This window comes from Xanthomonas sp. WHRI 1810A, assembly GCF_040202885.1.
Taxonomy (GTDB): domain Bacteria; phylum Pseudomonadota; class Gammaproteobacteria; order Pseudomonadales; family Pseudomonadaceae; genus Aquipseudomonas.
This window is the reverse complement of sequence record NZ_JBEGED010000001.1, coordinates 352,164-372,183: the sequence shown is the minus strand read 5'-3', so window position 1 is coordinate 372,183 and position 20,020 is coordinate 352,164. Positions and strand designations below refer to the sequence as shown.

Here is a 20,020-nt window from a genome sequence, read left to right as displayed (position 1 = left end):
CGCACTTGCTTTGGGAGGTCACTCCCACTGACCCGCATTTGCGGGGATTCGCCGGCCTTCCTGTAAGGCAGGCTCATGGCAAATCTGGATGACACACTTGCACTCGACCTAAAAAGTCGTTTGCAAAAGTTTGCATTTTCCTTAGAATATGCGGCCTTTCGGGCACCCGTGCCCGCTGTGCATCTTTAGATTTGCAGCTCCGACTACAGGAAATTGCTCAATGCTAACAATCCGTCTTGCCCTTGGCGGCTCCAAGAAGCGCCCGTTCTACCACCTGACTGTGACCGACAGCCGTAACCCACGCGACGGTTCCCACAAGGAACAGATCGGTTTCTTCAACCCGGTTGCCCGTGGTCAGGAAATCCGTCTGTCCGTGAACCAAGAGCGTCTGGCCCACTGGCTGAGCGTTGGTGCACAGCCTTCTGAGCGTGTTGCTTCGCTGTTGAAGGAATCTGCTAAGGCTGCGGCCTGAGCAATATGAACGCGACGCCAGCTGTTGCTGATGATTTGATCGTTATCGGCAAAATTTATTCTGTTCATGGCGTTCGCGGCGAAGTGAAGGTGTATTCCTTTACTGATCCGACTGAAAACCTGTTGCAGTACAAAACCTGGACGCTCAAGCGCGAAGGCACTGTGAAACAGGTAGAGCTGGTCAGTGGACGCGGGAACGACAAGTTCCTGGTCGCAAAGCTCAAGGGTCTCGATGACCGCGAAGAAGCTCGTCTTCTGGCCGGTTTTGAAATCTGCGTGCCGCGTAACCTGTTCCCTGAACTGACTGACGGCGAGTACTACTGGTACCAGCTTGTTGGTCTGAAGGTCATCGACCACCTGGGGCAATTGCTCGGGCAGATCGATCATCTCCTTGAAACCGGCTCGAACGACGTAATTGTGGTCAAGCCCTGCGCTGGCAGTCTGGATGATCGCGAACGCTTGCTGCCCTACACGGCGCAGTGTGTGTTGGCAGTCGACCTGAATGCAGGCGAGATGAAGGTGGATTGGGACGCGGATTTCTAAGCAATGGCTAGCCTGCGCATAGAAGTGATCAGTTTGTTTCCCGAGATGTTTTCCGCCATCAGCGAATACGGCATTACCAGCCGCGCGGTGAAACAGGGGCTGTTGCAGCTTACTTGTTGGAATCCGCGGGACTACACCACGGATCGACATCACACTGTGGACGATCGCCCGTTTGGCGGTGGCCCGGGCATGGTGATGAAGATCAAGCCCCTGGAAGATGCTCTGGTTCAGGCCAGGCAGGCAGCGGGGGAGGCGGCGAAGGTGATTTACCTGTCGCCACAAGGCCGCAAGCTGGATCAGTCTGCGGTACGCGAGCTGGCGCAGGAAGAAGCACTCATCCTGATCGCAGGTCGTTATGAAGGCATTGACGAGCGTTTTATAGATGCTCATGTCGATGAAGAGTGGTCCATTGGTGACTATGTGTTGTCTGGCGGCGAGCTGCCGGCAATGGTCCTGATAGATGCGGTAACACGGCTGCTGCCTGGAGCTTTAGGGCATGCGGACTCCGCGGAGGAGGATTCCTTCACGGACGGTCTGCTGGATTGCCCGCATTACACCCGACCGGAGGTGTATGTGGATCAGCGTGTTCCCGACGTATTGCTTAGTGGCAATCATGCACACATCCGGCGTTGGCGTTTACAGCAGTCCCTCGGGCGGACCTATGAACGACGCGCCGATCTTCTGGAAAGCCGCTCGCTTTCTGGAGAAGAGAAGAAGCTGCTGGCGGACTACCTTCGCGAGCGGAACGATAGTTAACGTATCGATGGTAAATCCTGATGATTTACCTTAGGAGCACAGCATGACTAACAAAATCATCCTTGCACTCGAAGCAGAGCAGATGACCAAAGAGATCCCTACCTTTGCCCCGGGCGACACTATTGTCGTTCAGGTGAAAGTGAAGGAAGGCGACCGTTCGCGTCTGCAGGCGTTCGAAGGCGTTGTAATTGCCAAGCGTAACCGTGGTGTGAACAGTGCGTTCACTGTTCGTAAAATCTCCAACGGTGTTGGCGTTGAGCGTACTTTCCAGACCTACAGCCCGCAAATCGACAGCATGGCTGTGAAACGTCGCGGTGACGTTCGCAAAGCCAAGCTGTACTACCTGCGTGACCTGTCCGGTAAAGCAGCTCGCATCAAGGAAAAACTGGCTTAAGTCCAGCTTCCAGATGCAAAAGAAGCAGCCTTCGGGCTGCTTTTTTGTTGCCTGGCAAAAATACGCTTTAGTGCACATAACCGTGAGAAGGAGCTTGCTCGCGATCCGTCTAACCAGCGACAGAGATGTATCGGGGGTGCGAACGTGTCGCGAGCAAGCCCCTCCCACGGGTTTTGTGTAGAGCCCCTGGATATGAAAGACTGCCCACCCTTCGCATCCGCTCAAGCCTGAACCCCATGCCCGCCATCGACCACCCCATGATCGACCGTTTTCTCGATGCCCTGTGGCTGGAGAAAGGCCTTTCTGACAACACCCGCGATGCTTACCGCAGTGACCTGACGTTATTCAACGGCTGGTTGCAGGAAAAGGGCATCGACCTGCTGGGCATCAACCGCGACGCAATACTCGACCATCTGGCCTGGCGCGTGGATAACGCGTACAAACCGCGGTCTACCGCGCGTTTCCTGTCCGGGGCGCGCGGGTTCTATCGCTACCTGCTGCGCGAAAAGCTGATCGCCGTTGACCCGACTTTGCAAATCGACATGCCGCAGCTCGGCAAGCCACTGCCCAAATCCCTGTCGGAAGCTGACGTCGAAGCGCTGCTGGCGGCGCCTGACCTGAGTGAAGCCATTGGGCAGCGCGACCGTGCGATGCTGGAAGTGCTGTACGCCTGTGGATTGCGGGTCACCGAGCTGATCAGCCTCACGCTGGAACAGGTCAATCTGCGTCAGGGCGTGCTCAGGGTCATGGGCAAGGGGAGCAAAGAGCGGTTGGTGCCCATGGGCGAGGAAGCCATCGTCTGGCTTGAACGCTACATGCGCGACGCGCGTCACGAACTGCTGAACGGGCGCCCTAGCGATGTGATGTTCCCCAGTCAGCGGGGCGACCAAATGACGCGGCAGACCTTCTGGCATCGCATCAAGCACCAGGCCAAAGTCGCGGGGATCAACAAATCCCTGTCACCGCACACCCTGCGGCACGCATTCGCCACGCACCTGCTCAACCACGGCGCCGACCTGCGCGTGGTGCAGATGCTGCTCGGCCACAGCGACCTCTCCACCACCCAGATCTACACCCATGTCGCCCGCGCCCGGCTGCAGGAAATGCACGCCAAACACCATCCGCGGGGCTGAGCCCCACTGCAATTTACGACGCGTCTTACTTCAACGGCGTCTGCCTTGCGGGCCTTATGTGATAGGCTTTGCCGGTTTCGCAGGCAGGAGCAGCAGAAAACATTGTCGGGCGTCCATGCCCAGCGTTTTCGATGTCCCGTCTGCCCACCGTTCGAGGAGTTTTCATGCGCGTGACTCGTTTTATTGCCGCCGCCGCAGTTGTGCTGGCAAGTACTTTCAGCCTGTTCGCTCAAGCGGACGAAGCGGCTGACAAAGCCATTCGCAAAACCCTGGAATCGCTCAATCTGGAGTTGCCGGTCGAAAGCATTGGCAGCAGTCCGTTGAACGGTCTGTACGAAGTCAAACTCAAAGGCGGTCGCGTGCTCTATGCCAGCCCCGACGGCCAGTTCGTGATGCAGGGCTACCTGTTCCAGATTCAGGACGGCAAGCCGGTCAACCTGACCGAGAAGACCGAGCGCCTGGCCATCTCCAAGACCATCAACGGCATCCCGGCCGGTGAAATGGTGGTCTACCCGGCGATCGGCGAAACCAAATCCCACATCACCGTCTTCACCGACACCACGTGCCCGTATTGCCACAAGCTGCATGCCGAAGTACCTGCGCTGAACAAGCTGGGTATCGAGGTTCGTTATGTGGCGTTTCCGCGTCAGGGCCTCGGTTCGCCCGGCGACGAACAGCTGCAGGCGGTCTGGTGCTCCAAGGATCGTCGCGGCGCCATGGACCGCATGGTCGACGGCAAGAACATTTCCGCGCCCAAGTGCGACAACCCGGTCACCCGCCAGTATGAAATGGGCCAGTCGATCGGGGTGACCGGTACGCCGGCCATCGTCCTGACTGACGGTCAGGTGATTCCGGGCTACCAACCCGCACCGCAAGTGGCCAAACTGGCGCTCAGCGTCAAGTGATCTGCTGGTTGCGGTGCGCCGCGACCAACATTGAGGCGCCGCACGTGCTGTCGCTTCATCAATAGTAAGCCGCTGTTAACCGCGGCTGTTGCCACGGCCGGCCTCGAGTCGGCCGTTTTATGGGGAGTTCATAGTGAAACCGGTCAAAGTAGGCATCTGTGGGCTGGGGACTGTCGGTGGCGGTACCTTCAACGTACTAAAGCGTAACGCCGAGGAGATTGCCCGCCGCGCCGGGCGTGGAATCGAAGTGGCACAAATTGCCCTGCGTACGCCAAACCCCAATTGCCAGATTACCGGTACCCCCACCACGACCGACGTGTTCGCCGTGGCCAGCAATCCCGAAATCGACATCGTCATCGAGCTCATCGGCGGCTACACCGTCGCGCGCGAACTGGTGCTCAAGGCCATCGAAAACGGCAAGCATGTGGTCACCGCCAATAAGGCGCTGATCGCCGTGCACGGCAACGAAATCTTTGCCAAGGCCCGCGAGAAGGGCGTGATCGTTGCGTTTGAAGCGGCCGTCGCCGGTGGTATCCCGGTGATCAAGGCCATTCGTGAAGGCTTGTCGGCCAACCGCATCAACTGGGTGGCGGGCATCATCAACGGCACCGGCAACTTCATCCTCACCGAAATGCGCGAGAAGGGTCGTACGTTCCCTGACGTGCTGGCGGAGGCCCAGGCGCTGGGCTACGCCGAAGCCGATCCGACGTTCGACGTCGAAGGCATCGACGCTGCACACAAACTGACGATTCTGGCGTCCATCGCCTTCGGCATTCCGCTGCAGTTCGACAAGGCCTACACCGAAGGCATCACACAGCTCACTACCGCCGACGTGAACTACGCCGAAGCGCTGGGCTATCGCATCAAGCACCTGGGTGTTGCCCGAAGCACTGCCGCCGGTATCGAGCTGCGCGTTCACCCGACGCTGATCCCCGCCGACCGGCTGATCGCCAACGTCAATGGCGTGATGAACGCGGTGATGGTCAACGGTGATGCTGCCGGGTCGACCCTGTTCTATGGCGCGGGCGCCGGCATGGAGCCGACCGCCTCCTCGGTGGTGGCCGACCTGGTGGACGTGGTGCGTGCGCTGACCACCGATCCCGAGAACCGTGTGCCGCACCTGGCGTTCCAGCCGGATTCGTTGTCCGCCCACCCGATTCTGCCGATCGAAGCCTGCGAAAGCGCGTACTACCTGCGCATTCAGGCCAAGGATCATCCGGGCGTGCTGGCACAAGTGGCGAGCATCCTGTCGGAGCGTGGCATCAACATCGAATCGATCATGCAGAAAGAAGTCGAAGAACAAGACGGCCTGGTGCCGATGATTCTTCTGACTCACCGTGTGGTCGAGCAGCGCATGAATGATGCGATCCAGGCGCTCGAAGCCCTGCAGGACGTGGTTGGACCGGTGGTTCGCATCCGCGTCGAACACCTTAATTAACAGCAGCTGCAAGCTATAAGCGGCAAGCCGCAAGAGGGACGCCAGTCGTGCAGTCCAGCTTGTAGCTTCCAGCTTGAAGCTTTCAGCTCAAACCGAAGGTTTGAAAACATGCGCTACATCAGTACCCGTGGCCAGGCACCGGCCCTGAATTTCGAAGACGTTCTGCTGACGGGTCTCGCCAGTGATGGCGGCCTGTACGTACCGGAAAACCTGCCGCGCTTCACTCAGGAAGAAATCGCGTCCTGGGCAGGCCTGCCGTATCACGAGCTGGCGTTTCGGGTCATGCGTCCGTTCGTCACCGGCAGCATTCCCGATGCCGACTTCAAGAAAATCCTCGAAGAAACCTACGGCGTCTTCACCCACAGCGCCATCGCGCCACTGCGCCAGCTCAATGGCAATGAATGGGTGCTCGAACTCTTCCACGGCCCGACGCTGGCGTTCAAGGATTTCGCCTTGCAACTGCTGGGGCGCTTGCTGGACTACGTGCTCGCCAAGCGTGACGAGCGGGTCGTGATCATCGGAGCGACTTCCGGCGATACAGGCTCTGCGGCCATCGAAGGGTGTCGCCAGTGCGACAACGTCGACATCTTCATCCTACACCCGAACAACCGAGTTTCGGACGTGCAGCGTCGCCAGATGACAACCATCTTCGGCGACAACATCCATAACATCGCCATCGACGGCAACTTCGATGACTGCCAGGAAATGGTCAAGAACAGCTTCGCGGACCAGGGCTTCCTCAAAGGGACCCGTCTGGTCGCAGTGAACTCGATCAACTGGGCGCGGATCATGGCCCAGATCGTTTATTACTTTCATGCGTCGCTGCAACTGGGCGGCCCGGCCCGTTCGGTGGCGTTCTCGGTGCCAACCGGCAATTTCGGCGATATCTTCGCCGGTTACCTGGCACGCAACATGGGCCTGCCGATCAACCAGTTGATCGTCGCCACCAACCGCAATGACATTCTGCACCGCTTCATGAGCGGCAATCAGTACGTCAAGGAAACCCTGCACGCCACGCTGTCGCCTTCGATGGACATCATGGTGTCGTCGAACTTCGAACGCCTGCTGTTCGATATGCACGGCCGCAATGGCGCAGCGATCGCCGGGCTGATGGACAACTTCAAGCAGGGTGGCGGCTTCAGCGTCGACGAAGAGCGCTGGACCGAAACCCGCAAACTGTTTGATTCACTGGCCGTCACTGACGAGCAGACCTGCGAGACCATCGCCGAGGTCTTCGCCAGCACCGGCGAACTGTTGGACCCACACACAGCGATTGGGGTGAAAGCCGCGCGGGACTGCCGTCGTAGCCTGGACACACCGATGGTGATCCTCGGCACCGCGCATCCGGTGAAATTCCCCGAGGCCGTGCTCAAGGCCGGTGTAGGAAAAGCACTCGAGCTGCCTGCACATTTGTCTGATTTGTTCGAGCGAGACGAACGCTGCACCGTGCTCCCGAATGATCTCAAAGCCGTGCAGGCCTTCGTCAGCCAGCACGGCAACCGGGGCAAACCCTTGTAAGGGTATCTTCGTGTAACAACTTCAGGCCCGCCACTCGGCGGGCCTTCTCATTTGTGCGTGCCACACTTCGGGGATTAGTCACCTTACGGATGAGTCTGGCTGTGAAGCAATCAAGGATGTACGCCACCAAGGCGTTCATGAATTACCCCTCAATGACCCGAATGCTGGCCGCAGCATTGTTGCTGCTGTGCGGTATCCAGAGTCAGGTCGTTATGGCAGCGCAAAGCCTGCCGTTCAAGCTCGTTGCCCCCTTTCTTACGCTGCAGCCATTGCTGCTCGATGGCACCGACCGCCGCTGGCTGACTGCGCGAGGGCCGCTTCGTGTGGGCATCGCCATCGCCGACCATGAGCCAGTGGACATCACCAGCGACCGCAACCGTTATCAGGGCCTCAGCGCCGATTACTTGAGTCTGGTGAGCGCCAAACTGTCGGTCCCGGTGGAAGTGGTCGGGTTTGCCAAGCGTGAAGAGGCCATTGCCGCGTTGCGCGGCGGCGCTATTGATGTGCTGACCAGCGCCAACGGGTTTGAGCGGGGCGTAAAAGACCTGGCGTTCACCCAGGAATACATGCCGGACCGTGCAGTAGTGGTCGGTCGTGGAGATGACGCCAGTCTGTCGGGGTCGCTCAAAGGCAAACGCGTGGTGCTGCTAGATGGCTACGCCGACGCGAACACGGTGCACGCGGCGTATCCGGACAGCGACATCATCCTCGCGCCCAACCTGTACAGCGCGCTCGAAGCCCTGGCGCAGGGTGACGTTGACGCGTTCATCGGCAACGAAGTCATCGTCCGGTCCTACAACTCCCTGCGACCGTACCTGGGATTGCAGATCAAATTCGAAGGCGCGTTACCTGCAGTGGGCTTCGCCTTTGCCACCCGCCAGAGCGACCAGCGCCTGCTCAACATGATGAACGGCGCTTTGAGCAGCCTCGATGAGTCCGTTTCCCGGGAAGTGCTGGGACGATGGACGGCGGGTCTCGGCGCGGACTTGTTGCGCCAGCGCATGAACTTCAGCCCCCTCGAACAGCGCTGGATCCGCCGTCATTCGCAGGTCACCGTGGCTGCCGGCCAGTTGCCCCCTTACATCTACCAGGCCGCCAATGGTCAATGGGTGGGATTGAATGTCGATGTGCTGAACCGGATTTCGCGCATGAGCGGCCTGCAATTCGTGTACAAACCGACCGCCTCGACCCAGCAAACCCTCGACATCCTGCGACGCGGCGAGGCCGATATGAATACCAGCCTGGCCGAGACGGCGGAACGCAAGCAGTTGCTCGATTTTACTTACTCCTTTGGTGGCAACAGCTGGGTGTTCGTGGTGCACGAAGACGACTCGCCCAAGATCAGTCTCCAGGCGCTTTCCGGGAAAGTGTTGGCATTGCCCGCCCGGCACGCGCTGGAGGAGACCATCCGCAGCGAGTACCCGGCCATCAATTTGCGCCTGGTGCAGACCTACGACGAGGCGCGGCGACTGGTGGAGTCCGGTGAGGCGCAGGCCACCATCCAGAGCGAGGCCGCCGCCTGGCTGTATCCGCCGGGCAAGCTGAAAGTCGGGCGCAGTGTCGAGGGACGCTGGTCGCCCGATCGATTTTCGGTGGTCAAATCCCAGCCCGAGCTGTTGAGCATTCTGAACAAGGCGCTGGAAGAGTTTCCGGTCGCCGAGATGCGCGCCATCCGGCTCAAGTGGCTGGGTGCAACGATTGCCCAGCCGTCAATCTGGCAACGTATTCCGCCGTGGGTGTTCTGGGCAGTGGTCGTCGCGTTGCTGATGGTGCTGGTGTCGTTCGGCTGGAGCAGCCGCTTGAAGCATCAGATACGTGAGCGCTTGCAGGCCGAAGAACAACTCAATGATCAGCTGGCGTTCCAGCGGGCGCTGCTCGACGGCATCCCCAACCCCATTTATGTGCGCGACCTTCAGGGGCGTCTGATTTCCTGCAATCGCAGTTATGAGGACAGCGTCGGCATCAGCTTCGAGCAAATGAACGGCCGGCGGCTGATTGATGTGGACCTGATTCCCAAGTCCAGCGCTGAGCAGTTGCACGGCGACTACCTGACGTTGTTACAGACCCAGCAGCCCGTGTTCGCCGATCGCAGCATGGAACTGTGCGGCAAGCCGGTCGACGTCTATCAATGGACAGTGCCGTTTCATCGCGCTGACGGCCAGTTGCAGGGCTTGCTCGGTGGTTGGATCGACATCACCGAGCGAAAGCACCTGGAAGCGCAGCTCAAGGAGGCGCAGCGGCAGGCTGAGCAGGCGAATCAGTCCAGCACGCCGTGACGCGCCATCACCCCAGTGCACGGCAGAAAGAACTTTCCAGTGACGCCGATGGTCATTGATTAGCACCTTTGCATTCAAACTGTTGAGTGGTGATCCAGATGGAAAATATCAGCTTGTTACTCAGCGAAGCGCTGGCTCCTTACCAAGCCCGTCTCGGGCCTGCTGGCGCACAAGGCGAGCGACTGGTGACATTGCACACCGCAGCCGGTGCGACGGTCATTGAACGTGTGTTTTCTGCCGCTCAGCTGTCAGGCCGACGCCAGCTGACGGATGTCGTGGACGGGTTGCATCGCGACTTGATGGTTGCCGAAGGCCGTATCGAACCCTGCGTGATCGCTGCCATGAAAAATGCGACGCAGGTCGCAGCGTTCGTCGCTGCACGGTGAATTGTCCACTCAGATGGGAACCTTGGGCTGGAACAAGGCTCCTATTGAGTACGGCAGGTTCAACCATTGTGCTCCGGTGATTGGTACCTGTCGTACGGGCCCAAATGGGCCGCGGTTTACCCCGAACAGTCTCCCCGCTGCTCGGGGTTTCTTTTTGCCTGTGATTTGAGCAGAACGCTGCCTTGCTGCCTTGCTGCCTTGCTGCCTTGCTGCTTCTGCCGAAGGCGTGGGAGCGAGGCTTGCCCGCGAGGGGCGCAGAATCCGCCCCAAAGCAGCTCTCTCAGGTCGCCGAATCACCGGGTTAGCCGAGTTCACGGCCGGTTCCCGGCAGATCGCTGGCAAGCCAGGCTCCCACGGCTCCAGCCAGAATCAAAACTACAGCCAGGCGTCGAGCATCAAATCGCTCACTGATTGGCAAAAAACGTCTTCGCGTCTTCCAGATACTCTTCGCGCCTGGCCATCCACTCGGCGTAGAAGCCAATCAGCCGGGTCGTGCGCAGCACACGCATTTCACGGTTGATGATCGCCATGGCCTGGCGGCCTTTCTCGCTGTTCGAGCAGCCCACATGGGCGAACTGGTATTTGGGCGAGTCCTTGACGGGGATGAATTCCAGGTCGCTCACCGGGATACCCTGCTGTTGCGCATGAAAGCGCGCTTCCGGCCAGTAGCTGATCATGGTCTGGAACCGCCCCGCGCGCTCCATCTGCAACATGCTGCCCACCGCCGCATTGCCGTAATGCAGGACGATGTTGTCTCGCGTCGATTGCTGCAGGACGTTGTCGATGACCGGGCCGTAGCTGCGTCCGGCAACGATCCCGACCTTCACCGCATGGCTGGCCAGCAGGGCCGCCAGATCGATATGCCCGTCTTCGCTGACGAACGGGGCCAACAGCGCGTCGTGTTTGTGTTCGGTGACCAGACCGTTGGCGGGCGTGGCATAGATGGGGATGGAAAACAAAATGGTTTTCGCCCGTTCAGCGGTCCACAGAAGCGTCGGGTCGCAGGCGAAGATCTCGGGGTCGTTAAGCATCTGCGTCCCGCGGGCACGGTTGACGTGCACGATCTGATGATCGTATTCGGGCATCCGGGCGATCAGTTCGGGCATCAGTTTGTCGATGGCGCCCTGGCCCTGCAAAGGCCCGGAAATGATGTTCAACGGCGGAAAGTCCCGCAGCACCCAGATCAGCGTGTCTTTGGCCTGGCTTTCACGCGGGAGGGCGCCGAACACCGTCGTCGCCATCATCAAAACAAAGAGACAAGGCCGGGCAGGCCGCCAGGATCGTTTGACCATGTAGTGCTGTAGTCCCTGAAAATGAGTCCGAAATCCGAAGGCGCCGATCTCGCTAAAACGGCATCGGCGATGTGGTTCATGGATTTGACAGCGACAACGCTGGCATGAGTAAAGCATTGCTCGCAGGACGCGGCACCCTCTATTTATGTCAGCCGGTCGCCCGATCCTTCGAGTTCGTTCGTTCAATGAGGTTGCATCGGTTAGACTTGCCGCCTTTCCTGTCTTCAGAAGCCCGTTCATGGCCCAGCCGTCCACGACCTACAAGTTCGAACTCAATCTCACCGACCTTGATCGCTCGGTCTACGAGAGCGTCAAACAGACCATCGCCCGGCACCCTTCGGAAACCGAAGAGCGCATGACCGTCCGCTTGCTTGCCTACGCCTTCTGGTACAACGAGCACCTGGCGTTTGGGCGGGGTCTGTCGGATGTCGACGAACCTGCCTTGTGGGAAAAAAGCCTCGACGACCGCGTCCTGCACTGGATCGAAGTCGGTCAGCCAGACGCCGATCGCCTGACCTGGTGCTCTCGTCGCACCGAACGCACCAGCTTGCTTGCCTATGGCAGCCTGCGTGTCTGGGAAGGCAAGGTGATCCCCGCGATCAAGACCTTGAAGAACGTCAACATCGCCTCCGTCCCTCAGGAAGTACTGGAAACGCTGGCCAAGGACATGCCCCGCGTCATCAAGTGGGACGTGATGATCGACGAAGGCACGATGTACGTGACCGACGATCGCGGCCAGCACGAAGTACAGCTGCAATGGCTGGCCGGCGAGCGCGGCTGATCGACGCCGGGCCACACCGTCACACGCCATCCGTTTGGAACACCTGGAACCCGCATGCGCATTGAAGCTCGTCTGTTGCCCGACACCTTGCCCTTTCTCGGCGATCTGCCACCCCTGCTGACCCGGCTGTATGCAGCGCGCGGCGTGCTCTCGCAGGATGAACTGGACAAGGGCCTGGCGCGGTTGATTCCCTATCAGCAGCTCAAGGGCATCGACGCGGCGGTGGACCTGCTGGTGACTGCGCTGCAACAGCGCCAGCGCATTCTGATCGTGGGCGATTTCGACGCCGACGGCGCCACGGCAAGCACCGTCGGCGTGCTCGGTTTACGGTTGCTGGGCGCCGCGCATGTGGATTATCTGGTGCCGAACCGGTTCGAGTTCGGTTACGGCCTGACCCCGGAAATCGTCAAGGTCGCCCTGGAACGCACCCCTGACTTGCTGATGACCGTGGACAACGGCATCTCCAGCGTCGATGGCGTGGCGGCGGCCAAGGCAGCGGGGTTGCAGGTGCTGGTCACCGATCACCACTTGCCGGGCCACGAGTTGCCTGACGCAGACGCCATCGTCAACCCCAACCAGCCCGGCTGCACCTTCCCCAGCAAGGCGCTGGCCGGCGTGGGCGTGATCTTTTACGTGCTGATGGCGTTGCGTGCGCGGCTGCGAGACATCGGCTGGTTCGAAGCCAACGGTCAGGCCCAGCCCAATCTGGGTGAACTGCTGGACCTGGTGGCGCTGGGTAGCGTGGCTGACGTCGTGCCGCTGGACGCTAACAACCGCATCCTCGTCCATCAAGGCCTGATGCGAATTCGTGCCGGTCGTGCGCGGCCCGGTCTGCGAGCGATTCTGGAAGTGGCCAAGCGTGAGCCCTCGCGCATCACCTCGACGGACCTGGGCTTCATCATCGGCCCACGGCTCAACGCGGCCGGTCGTCTGGACGACATGAGCCTGGGCATCGAATGCCTGCTGTGCGACGACGAAACCCTCGCCCGGGAAATGGCCGTGCAGCTGGACGAGATGAACCAGGACCGCAAATCCATCGAACAGGGCATGCAGCGCGAAGCACTGGCGCAGCTCAAGGATCTGCCCATCGAGTCCATGCCGTTTGGCCTGTGTTTGTATGAGGCGGAGTGGCACCAGGGCGTGATCGGGATTCTCGCCTCGCGCATGAAAGAACGTTATCACCGCCCGACCATCGCGTTCGCCAGCGCCGGGGAGGGCGTGCTCAAGGGGTCGGCGCGCTCGGTGCCGGGCTTTCATATTCGCGACGCACTGGATGCTGTGGCGGCGAAACACCCTGAGCTGATCAGCAAATTCGGCGGCCACGCCATGGCAGCGGGGCTGTCGCTTCCGGCCGAGAACTTCCCGGCGTTCGCCGAAGCGTTCGATGAGGAAGTACGCCGCCAGCTCAAGGAAGAAGACTTGACCGGGCGTTTGCTGTCTGACGGGACGCTGGCGGTGGAGGAGTTTCACCTGGAACTGGCCCGCGCCCTGCGCAATGCCGGCCCGTGGGGACAGCATTTTCCGGAGCCGCTGTTTCACGGGGTCTTCCAGTTGGTCGAGCAACGCGTCGTCGGCGAGCGGCATTTGAAGATGGTGCTCAAGACCGAGTGCGGCAGCGTCAAGCTCGACGCTATCGCCTTTGGTGTCGACCGTGACGTCTGGCCCAACCCGACGATTCGCTGGGTCGAACTGGCCTACAAACTGGACCTCAACGAATTCCGCGGCAATGAAACGGTTCAGCTGCTGGTGGCGCACCTGTCTGCGCGCTGACCGGTGCGCAGCGCAGACGGTCGGAACCCTCGGATCGCTCAGGTTGTCGACTAGGCTCACGGTTCTGAAAAGACAATGTGCCTGGAACCCGATTCTTCAACTTGAGAGGTCCCCATGAGCCTGCTGCTTGAACCCTACACCCTTCGCCAACTGACCCTGCTCAACCGCATCGTGGTCTCGCCCATGTGCCAGTATTCCTGTGTCGACGGCCTGGCCAACGACTGGCATCTGGTGCACCTGGGCAGCCGCGCGGTCGGCGGCGCCGGGCTGATTTTTACCGAAGCCACCGCGGTCACCGAGGACGGTCGCATCACCCCTGAAGACCTGGGTTTGTGGAACGACGAGCAGATCGAGCCGCTGCAGCGCATCACCCGCTTCATCGACGCCCAGGGCGCCGTCGCCGGCATCCAGCTGGGTCACGCCGGCCGCAAGGGCAGCACTTGGCGTCCCTGGGTCGACCAGCAAGGCAGCGTGCCGATGGACCAGGGTGGCTGGCAGGCGTTTGGCGCCTCCGCTATCCCGTTCGACCCGAACCACCGTGCGCCGACACCGCTGGATGAAGCGCAGATCAAGGACATCATTCAAGCCTTTGTGGACTCCGCCAAGCGCGCCCTGACCGCGGGTTTCAAAGTGGTCGAGATCCACGCGGCCCATGGTTACCTGCTGCACCAGTTCCTGTCGCCGATCAGCAATCAGCGTACCGATCAGTACGGGGGCTCATTCGAGAATCGTATCCGCCTGACCCTCGAAGTCACCGAAGCTGTTCGGGCGATCTGGCCGCAAGAGTGGCCGTTGTTCGTGCGCGTGTCCGCCACTGACTGGGTCGAAGGCGGCTGGAATGCGGATGACACCGTTGAGCTGGCGCGTCGCTTGAAAACCCTGGGCGCGGATCTGATCGACGTCTCGTCAGGCGGTACGGCGGCCAAGGCGGAAATCCCGGTAGGCCCGGGTTATCAGACCCGATTCGCCGAACGCGTGAAGCAGGAAGCGGACATCGCCAGCGGTACGGTGGGCATGATCACTGAGTCGGCTCAGGCTGAACACATCCTGCGCACCGGTCAGGCGGATTTGATCTTCCTGGCCCGCGAGCTGTTGCGCGACCCGTACTGGCCGCTGAGCGCCGACGAAGACCTGGGCGGCCGCAAAGCCACCTGGCCGGCCCAGTACCAACGCGCGACCCATCGCGATCAGCCGATTCATGAGTCTGATTTGCGCGATTGATCCGACGCCAGAATGCAGCGCGGGCCAGCTTGCGGGACAGGATTAACAGCGCTTTTAGTGCTCGCTTTGCCTTTGTTCAGATAGTACGGAGTGTCAGATTTTACGACCGGTTCCCGGCCGATCGCTGGCAAGCCAAGCTCCCACGCCCTCCGGGCAGAAGCGGAACGGCGCGCGCTTGGGCTTTTGATTCTGGCCGAAGGCCGTGGGAGCGAGTCTTGCCCGCGAAAAGGTCGGCACGGACGATGCACCTCAGCGCCTGAAGACCCTTCGCGTGCGAGCCTCGCTCCAACAGGGTTCATCATCAATCCTGAGCATGCCCACGCTCAGCGTGGGCATGCATCAGATGACACTCCGCGTCACAGTGGCGACGCGGAGCGTGGGGACGATCATCGATTCTCGGCCCGATGAACCGCTTCTGCCGAAGGCGTGGGAGCTGGCTTGCCTGCGATCTGGCGCGCAGCGGCAGCGAAACCTGCCGATGCGTTATCAACTGACACACCACGGTCGCCAAGTTTCAGGGCCGCGTCTGATCGATCATCGATTCTCGGCCCGATGAACCGCTTCTGCCGAAGGCGTGGGAGCTGGCTTGCCTGCGATCTGGCGCGTAGCGGCAGCTAAACCTGCCGATGCGGTATCAATCGACACCACGGTCGCCAGGTTTTAGGGCCGCTTTTGATCGTGCCCACGCTCCGCGTAGGCATGCATTCAACGACGCTCCGCGTCCCAGCTGTGACGCGGAGCGTCGAGGGTGGCGTCACCACGCCGAGCTTGGGAACGATCCATTTGACGCACTGCGAATGCTGTAGGAGTGAGCTTGCTCGCGATTACGGTGTGTCAGGCACCGTTGTAGTGTCTGACCAAACGCATCGCGAGCAAGCTCACTCCTACAGGAAAGGGTCTCGCTTTTCCGGGCGGCTAGCGCCCGCCCATAATTGCAATGTAGTCCTGGGTCCAGCGGCTGTAGGGCACGAACTTGCCGCCCTCGGCCTGCGGGGTTTTCCAGAAGGCGATCTGGTCGAACAGGCTGAAGCCGTTGGTGGTGCACCCGCCAGCGCCCAGCAGTTCACTGGCCTTGCACGCCTCGGGCACCACCGGCAAGGAGCCGAACCAGGCCGCTACATCGCCCTGGACTTTGGGTTGCAGCGACCAGTCCATCCATTTGTACGCGCAGTTGGGGTGCTTGGCCTCGGCGTGCAGCATGGTGGTGTCGGCCCAGCCGGTGGCGCCTTCCTGGGGGATCGTCGAGGCCACGGGTTGTTTATCCGCCTGCAGCCCATTGACCATGTAGCCCCACGAACTGGAGGCCGCCACGCCTTCGTTCTTCACGTCACTCATCTGCACCGTCGCGTCGTGCCAGTAGCGGTGGATCAGCGGATGCTGTTTGCGCAGCAGATTGAGCACCGCCTCGTACTGGGTTTCGGTCAACTGATACGGGTCTACGATCTTCAGATCGGGTTGCGCGGTTTTCAGGTACAGAGCGGCGTCGGCGATGTAGATCGGCCCGTCATAGGCCTGCACCCGGCCCTTGTTCGGTTTGCCATCGGGCAGGTCCTGAGGCTCGAACACCACACTCCAGCTCACGGGCGGGGTCTTGAACACGTTGGTGTTGTACAGCAGCACGTTCGGTCCCCATTGATACGGGGTGCCGTAGGTCTGCTTGTCGACGACGTACCACTGGCCGTCCACCAGGCGGGGGTCCAGGTTCTTCCAGTTGGGGATCAACGTGGTGTCGATGGGCTGCACGCGCTTGCCGGCAATCAGCCGAAGGGACGCATCGCCCGACGCGGTGACCAGGTCATAGCCGCCCTTGGTCATCAGGCTGACCATCTCGTCGGAGGTCGCCGCGGTCTTGACGTTGACCTTGCACCCGGTTTCCTGCTCGAAGCCGGTCACCCAGTCGTAGGCCTTGTCGCTTTCCCCGCGTTCGATGTAGCCCGGCCACGCGACGATGTCCAGTTGCCCCTCTCCGTCGCCGACAGCCTTGAGGGTTTCAGCGGCCTGCAACGCGGCGCTGGCGAACAACGCGGTGATCACAGCGCTGAGGAGCGCGGTCTTGTGCACTGACATGGGGTTCCCTCTTGTTCAGATGATGATCGGGGCAGGGTGAAGGGATGAAACCGGCGCAACGGCCCAGGTCGACGGGCTACTCGTTTTTTTGTCGAATGCGCTGAGTCTATATCGTTTTAGTCGAAGGGCCATTCGAGGCCGCAACATCTGGAAGCACACCCGAAAACAGCCGGTGAACAGTTCGTTTTAATCTGCGAGCCGTTGAATTTTCCGACGACAACTCAGGAGAACTCCCATGAATACACGTGGCTTGCTCGATCAATTACTCAAATCCGGTCAAGACCTGCTGCAGAACAAGGCAGGCGGCGCGGCGCAATCCCCCTCCAAAGGCAGCGGCCAGGGCGGATTGAGTGACCTGTTGGGCAAAGTGGGGGGCGGCAATCTCGGCGGCTTTTTGTCCGGTGCCGGCGGCGGGGCAGCGGCGGCAGGGGCGATGGGCTTGCTGCTCGGCAACAAAAGCGCGCGCAAGATGGGTGGCAAGGTGCTGACCTACGGCGGTCTGGCCGCGCTGGGCGTCATTGCCTACAAGGCGTACGGCAACTGGCAGGCAAATCAAAGCGGCACGCCGCAGACCGAACCGCAAACCATTGACCGCGTGCCACCGGCGCAGGTTGAACAGCACAGCGAAGCGATCCTTCGGGCGTTGGTGGCCGCGGCCAAGGCGGACGGTCACGTGGACGACCGCGAACGTGAACTGATCGAGGGCGAATTCACCCGCTTGACCGGCGATCAGGAATTGCAGCACTGGCTTCACGCCGAACTGAACAAACCGCTGGACCCGTCGGACGTGGCCCGCGCCGCCAAAACCCCGGAAATCGCCGCCGAGATGTACATCGCCAGTGTGATGATGGTGGACGAAGAGCACTTCATGGAGCGTGCGTATCTCGATGAACTGGCCAAGCAACTGAAGCTCGACCCCGCGCTCAAGACCGAACTGGAAACCCAGGTTCGGCAGGCGCAGTAACTTTCTCAGCAGACAGAAGACCTGTTTGAGCGAGGCTTGCCCGCGAAGCCGTTACAGGCATGGCATGTTCATCGCCTGCGAACTCCTTCGCGGGCACGCCTCGCTCCAACAGTTGATGGCTATACACCAACACCCCTGCCAGCCACCGACCCGTGGGAGCGGACCTGTCCGCGAATAGTCCGAAACACCCACCCCCGCTCTCGCGCCTGATCAACCGTATTCGCGGACAGGTCCGCTCCCACTTTGATCCGCCATAGGGCTCGTGCGCCAGTCCGCAGCATCTCGCTATCAAGCAACCGCCCCTGATGCCGACAACCTGTCAGAAGCGTCTGATATCCGTACCGAATATTCAGTTAATCATGTCAGAAACAGTCAACTAACTGCGTAGGTCGCTGGGCTATACTCCTGCTCGCTTTGGACCGTCCGTCGGTCCGCTTCTTGAACCCAGCAGGGCGCTGGCGTTGAACTCTTGAGGGCTGACTGTGAAGAACTGGACGTTGCGTCAACGGATTTTGGCGAGCTTTGCCGTGATCATCGCCATCATGCTGCTGATGGTGGTGGTGGCTTACACACGCCTGTTATCGATTGAGTCCAGTTCGGAGTCGGTCAGCAACGACGCGCTGCCGGGCGTTTATTACAGCACCCTGACCCGCAGCGCCTGGGTAGAAAGCTACCTGCGCACCCTGGAATTGCTGGGCGAAGACGAAGGCCGACCGCTGACCAAGGACGAAAAGGACCAGTATCAGGAATTTGAAACACGCCTGAATGCGCAGATTGCCAACTACCGGAAAACCATCTTCGATGCAGGCGATCAGGCGGGCATCGACGGCTTTGAGAAGCTGCATCTAGCCTTCAATAAAGGGCTCGACGACACGTTGCGCGCCTATGAAGTCAACGATTTCAATGCGGCCCGGCAGATCTTCAAAGAGCGCGTGACCCCCGTGTGGGTGGAAGGTCGTCGTCAGCTCAACGACATCATCCTGATGAACAAGAAAGTCGCAGACGATGCCACCGACGCCATTTCGTCGGCGGTCAAGAGCGCCAAAATCAGCATGGGCCTGTCCCTGCTGCTGGCGGTCCTGGCGGCCGGCGCCTGCGGCCTGCTGTTGATGCGGGCGATCCTGGCGCCGATGACCCTCATCGTCCGTATCCTCGACACCATGCGCACGGGTGACCTCAGCAGCCGCCTGAACCTGGGCCGCAATGACGAATTCGGGGCGGTGCAGTCCGGGTTCAACGACATGGTGGTTGAGCTGGCGGCGTTGGTGTCACAGGCGCAGCGCTCTTCCGTGCAGGTCACCACCTCGGTCACCGAGATCGCGGCCACCTCCAAACAGCAACAGGCCACGGCCACCGAAACCGCCGCCACAACCACCGAAATCGGCGCGACGTCCCGGGAGATCGCGGCCACTTCCCGCGATCTGGTGCGCACCATGACCGAAGTCACGTCCGCCGCCGACCAGGCCTCCGTACTCGCAGGCTCCGGGCAACAGGGCCTGGCGCGCATGGAGGAAACCATGCATTCGGTGATGGGCGCCGCAGACCTGGTGAATTCCAAGCTGGCGATCCTTAACGAGAAGGCCGGCAACATCAACCAAGTGGTGGTGACCATCGTCAAGGTCGCCGACCAGACCAACCTGTTGTCCCTCAACGCCGCCATCGAGGCCGAAAAAGCGGGTGAGTACGGTCGCGGTTTTGCCGTGGTCGCCACCGAAGTGCGGCGCCTGGCGGACCAGACCGCGGTCGCTACCTATGACATCGAACAAATGGTGCGCGAGATCCAGTCGGCGGTCTCGGCCGGGGTCATGGGCATGGACAAGTTTTCCGAAGAAGTGCGTCGCGGCATGTTTGAAGTGACGCAGGTGGGCGAGCAGCTTTCCCAGATCATCCATCAGGTGCAGGCCCTCGCGCCGCGCGTATTGATGGTCAACGAAGGCATGCAGGCCCAGGCCACCGGCGCCGAGCAGATCAATCAGGCGCTGGTGCAACTGGGCGATGCCAGCAGCCAGACCGTGGAATCCCTGCGCCAGGCCAGCTTTGCCATTGACGAGCTGAGCCAGGTCGCGGTGGGCCTGCGCGGCGGCGTCTCGCGTTTCAAGGTCTGA

17 protein-coding genes are annotated in these 20,020 nt (G+C 60.7%); 15 read left to right on the top strand and 2 right to left on the bottom strand.

Annotation, left to right across the window (positions count from 1 at the left end; translation table 11 throughout):
- Positions 1–220: 220 nt before the first annotated feature.
- The 10 genes from rpsP to ABQX22_RS01645 all read left to right on the top strand — a co-directional run bounded on the left by rpsP (position 221) and on the right by ABQX22_RS01645 (position 9,820).
- The gene (gene rpsP / locus ABQX22_RS01690; RefSeq protein ID WP_081565778.1) at positions 221–472 is read left to right on the top strand and encodes a 30S ribosomal protein S16; all 252 of its coding nucleotides are present in this window, start codon (positions 221–223) and stop codon (positions 470–472) included.
- A 5-nt stretch (positions 473–477) separates the two neighbouring features.
- Positions 478–1,014, top strand: coding sequence for a ribosome maturation factor RimM (rimM, locus tag ABQX22_RS01685; protein WP_349795851.1), 537 nt, complete (start codon positions 478–480; stop codon positions 1,012–1,014).
- A gap of 12 nt (positions 1,015–1,026) precedes the next feature.
- Positions 1,027–1,770, top strand: coding sequence for a tRNA (guanosine(37)-N1)-methyltransferase TrmD (gene trmD, locus ABQX22_RS01680; protein WP_441005235.1), 744 nt, complete (start codon positions 1,027–1,029; stop codon positions 1,768–1,770).
- A gap of 43 nt (positions 1,771–1,813) precedes the next feature.
- Positions 1,814–2,164: a 50S ribosomal protein L19 gene (gene rplS, locus ABQX22_RS01675; RefSeq protein ID WP_003175895.1), complete on the top strand. Its 351-nt coding sequence runs from the start codon at positions 1,814–1,816 to the stop codon at positions 2,162–2,164.
- 236 nt (positions 2,165–2,400) lie between these two features.
- A complete protein-coding gene (gene xerD / locus ABQX22_RS01670) occupies positions 2,401–3,297 on the top strand; it encodes a site-specific tyrosine recombinase XerD (RefSeq protein ID WP_349795839.1) in 897 nt (298 codons plus the stop codon).
- A gap of 164 nt (positions 3,298–3,461) precedes the next feature.
- Positions 3,462–4,202: a thioredoxin fold domain-containing protein gene (locus ABQX22_RS01665; RefSeq protein WP_349795837.1), complete on the top strand. Its 741-nt coding sequence runs from the start codon at positions 3,462–3,464 to the stop codon at positions 4,200–4,202.
- A 133-nt stretch (positions 4,203–4,335) separates the two neighbouring features.
- The gene (locus ABQX22_RS01660; RefSeq protein WP_349795835.1) at positions 4,336–5,640 is read left to right on the top strand and encodes a homoserine dehydrogenase; all 1,305 of its coding nucleotides are present in this window, start codon (positions 4,336–4,338) and stop codon (positions 5,638–5,640) included.
- 108 nt (positions 5,641–5,748) lie between these two features.
- Entirely contained in the window at positions 5,749–7,158 is a 1,410-nt protein-coding gene (gene thrC, locus ABQX22_RS01655; protein WP_349795833.1) for a threonine synthase, read from the top strand.
- 101 nt (positions 7,159–7,259) lie between these two features.
- On the top strand, positions 7,260–9,434 hold the full coding sequence (locus ABQX22_RS01650; RefSeq protein WP_349795831.1) for a transporter substrate-binding domain-containing protein: 2,175 nt from the start codon (positions 7,260–7,262) through the stop codon (positions 9,432–9,434).
- Positions 9,435–9,532: 98 nt separating this feature from the next.
- Positions 9,533–9,820 (top strand): DUF3509 domain-containing protein, encoded by a 288-nt coding sequence (locus ABQX22_RS01645; protein WP_349795829.1) that lies wholly within the window; start codon positions 9,533–9,535, stop codon positions 9,818–9,820.
- 404 nt (positions 9,821–10,224) lie between these two features.
- On the opposite strand, the gene ABQX22_RS01640 is transcribed toward ABQX22_RS01645, so the two are convergent.
- Positions 10,225–11,049, bottom strand: coding sequence for a TIGR02285 family protein (locus ABQX22_RS01640; RefSeq protein ID WP_349795827.1), 825 nt, complete (start codon positions 11,047–11,049; stop codon positions 10,225–10,227).
- 301 nt (positions 11,050–11,350) lie between these two features.
- On the opposite strand from ABQX22_RS01640, the gene ABQX22_RS01635 reads away from it, so the two are divergent.
- The 3 genes from ABQX22_RS01635 (at position 11,351) to ABQX22_RS01625 (ending at position 14,884) form a co-directional block, all read left to right on the top strand.
- Positions 11,351–11,893 (top strand): YaeQ family protein, encoded by a 543-nt coding sequence (locus ABQX22_RS01635; RefSeq protein WP_349795825.1) that lies wholly within the window; start codon positions 11,351–11,353, stop codon positions 11,891–11,893.
- 54 nt (positions 11,894–11,947) lie between these two features.
- Positions 11,948–13,663: a single-stranded-DNA-specific exonuclease RecJ gene (recJ, locus tag ABQX22_RS01630; RefSeq protein WP_349795823.1), complete on the top strand. Its 1,716-nt coding sequence runs from the start codon at positions 11,948–11,950 to the stop codon at positions 13,661–13,663.
- A gap of 114 nt (positions 13,664–13,777) precedes the next feature.
- Positions 13,778–14,884, top strand: a complete 1,107-nt coding sequence (locus ABQX22_RS01625; RefSeq protein ID WP_349795821.1) for an NADH:flavin oxidoreductase/NADH oxidase — start codon at positions 13,778–13,780, stop codon at positions 14,882–14,884.
- 915 nt (positions 14,885–15,799) lie between these two features.
- Here the strand turns inward: ABQX22_RS01625 and ydcS are convergent.
- On the bottom strand, positions 15,800–16,951 hold the full coding sequence (ydcS, locus tag ABQX22_RS01620) for a putative ABC transporter substrate-binding protein YdcS (RefSeq protein ID WP_349795819.1): 1,152 nt from the start codon (positions 16,949–16,951) through the stop codon (positions 15,800–15,802).
- A gap of 235 nt (positions 16,952–17,186) precedes the next feature.
- Here ydcS and ABQX22_RS01615 point away from each other — a divergent pair, with 235 nt between their 5' ends.
- Together ABQX22_RS01615 and ABQX22_RS01610 are read left to right on the top strand one after the other, a co-directional pair.
- Complete coding sequence (locus ABQX22_RS01615; protein WP_349795817.1) at positions 17,187–17,915, top strand: tellurite resistance TerB family protein; 729 nt, start codon at positions 17,187–17,189, stop codon at positions 17,913–17,915.
- A gap of 482 nt (positions 17,916–18,397) precedes the next feature.
- Positions 18,398–20,020, top strand: a complete 1,623-nt coding sequence (locus ABQX22_RS01610) for a methyl-accepting chemotaxis protein (protein WP_349795815.1) — start codon at positions 18,398–18,400, stop codon at positions 20,018–20,020.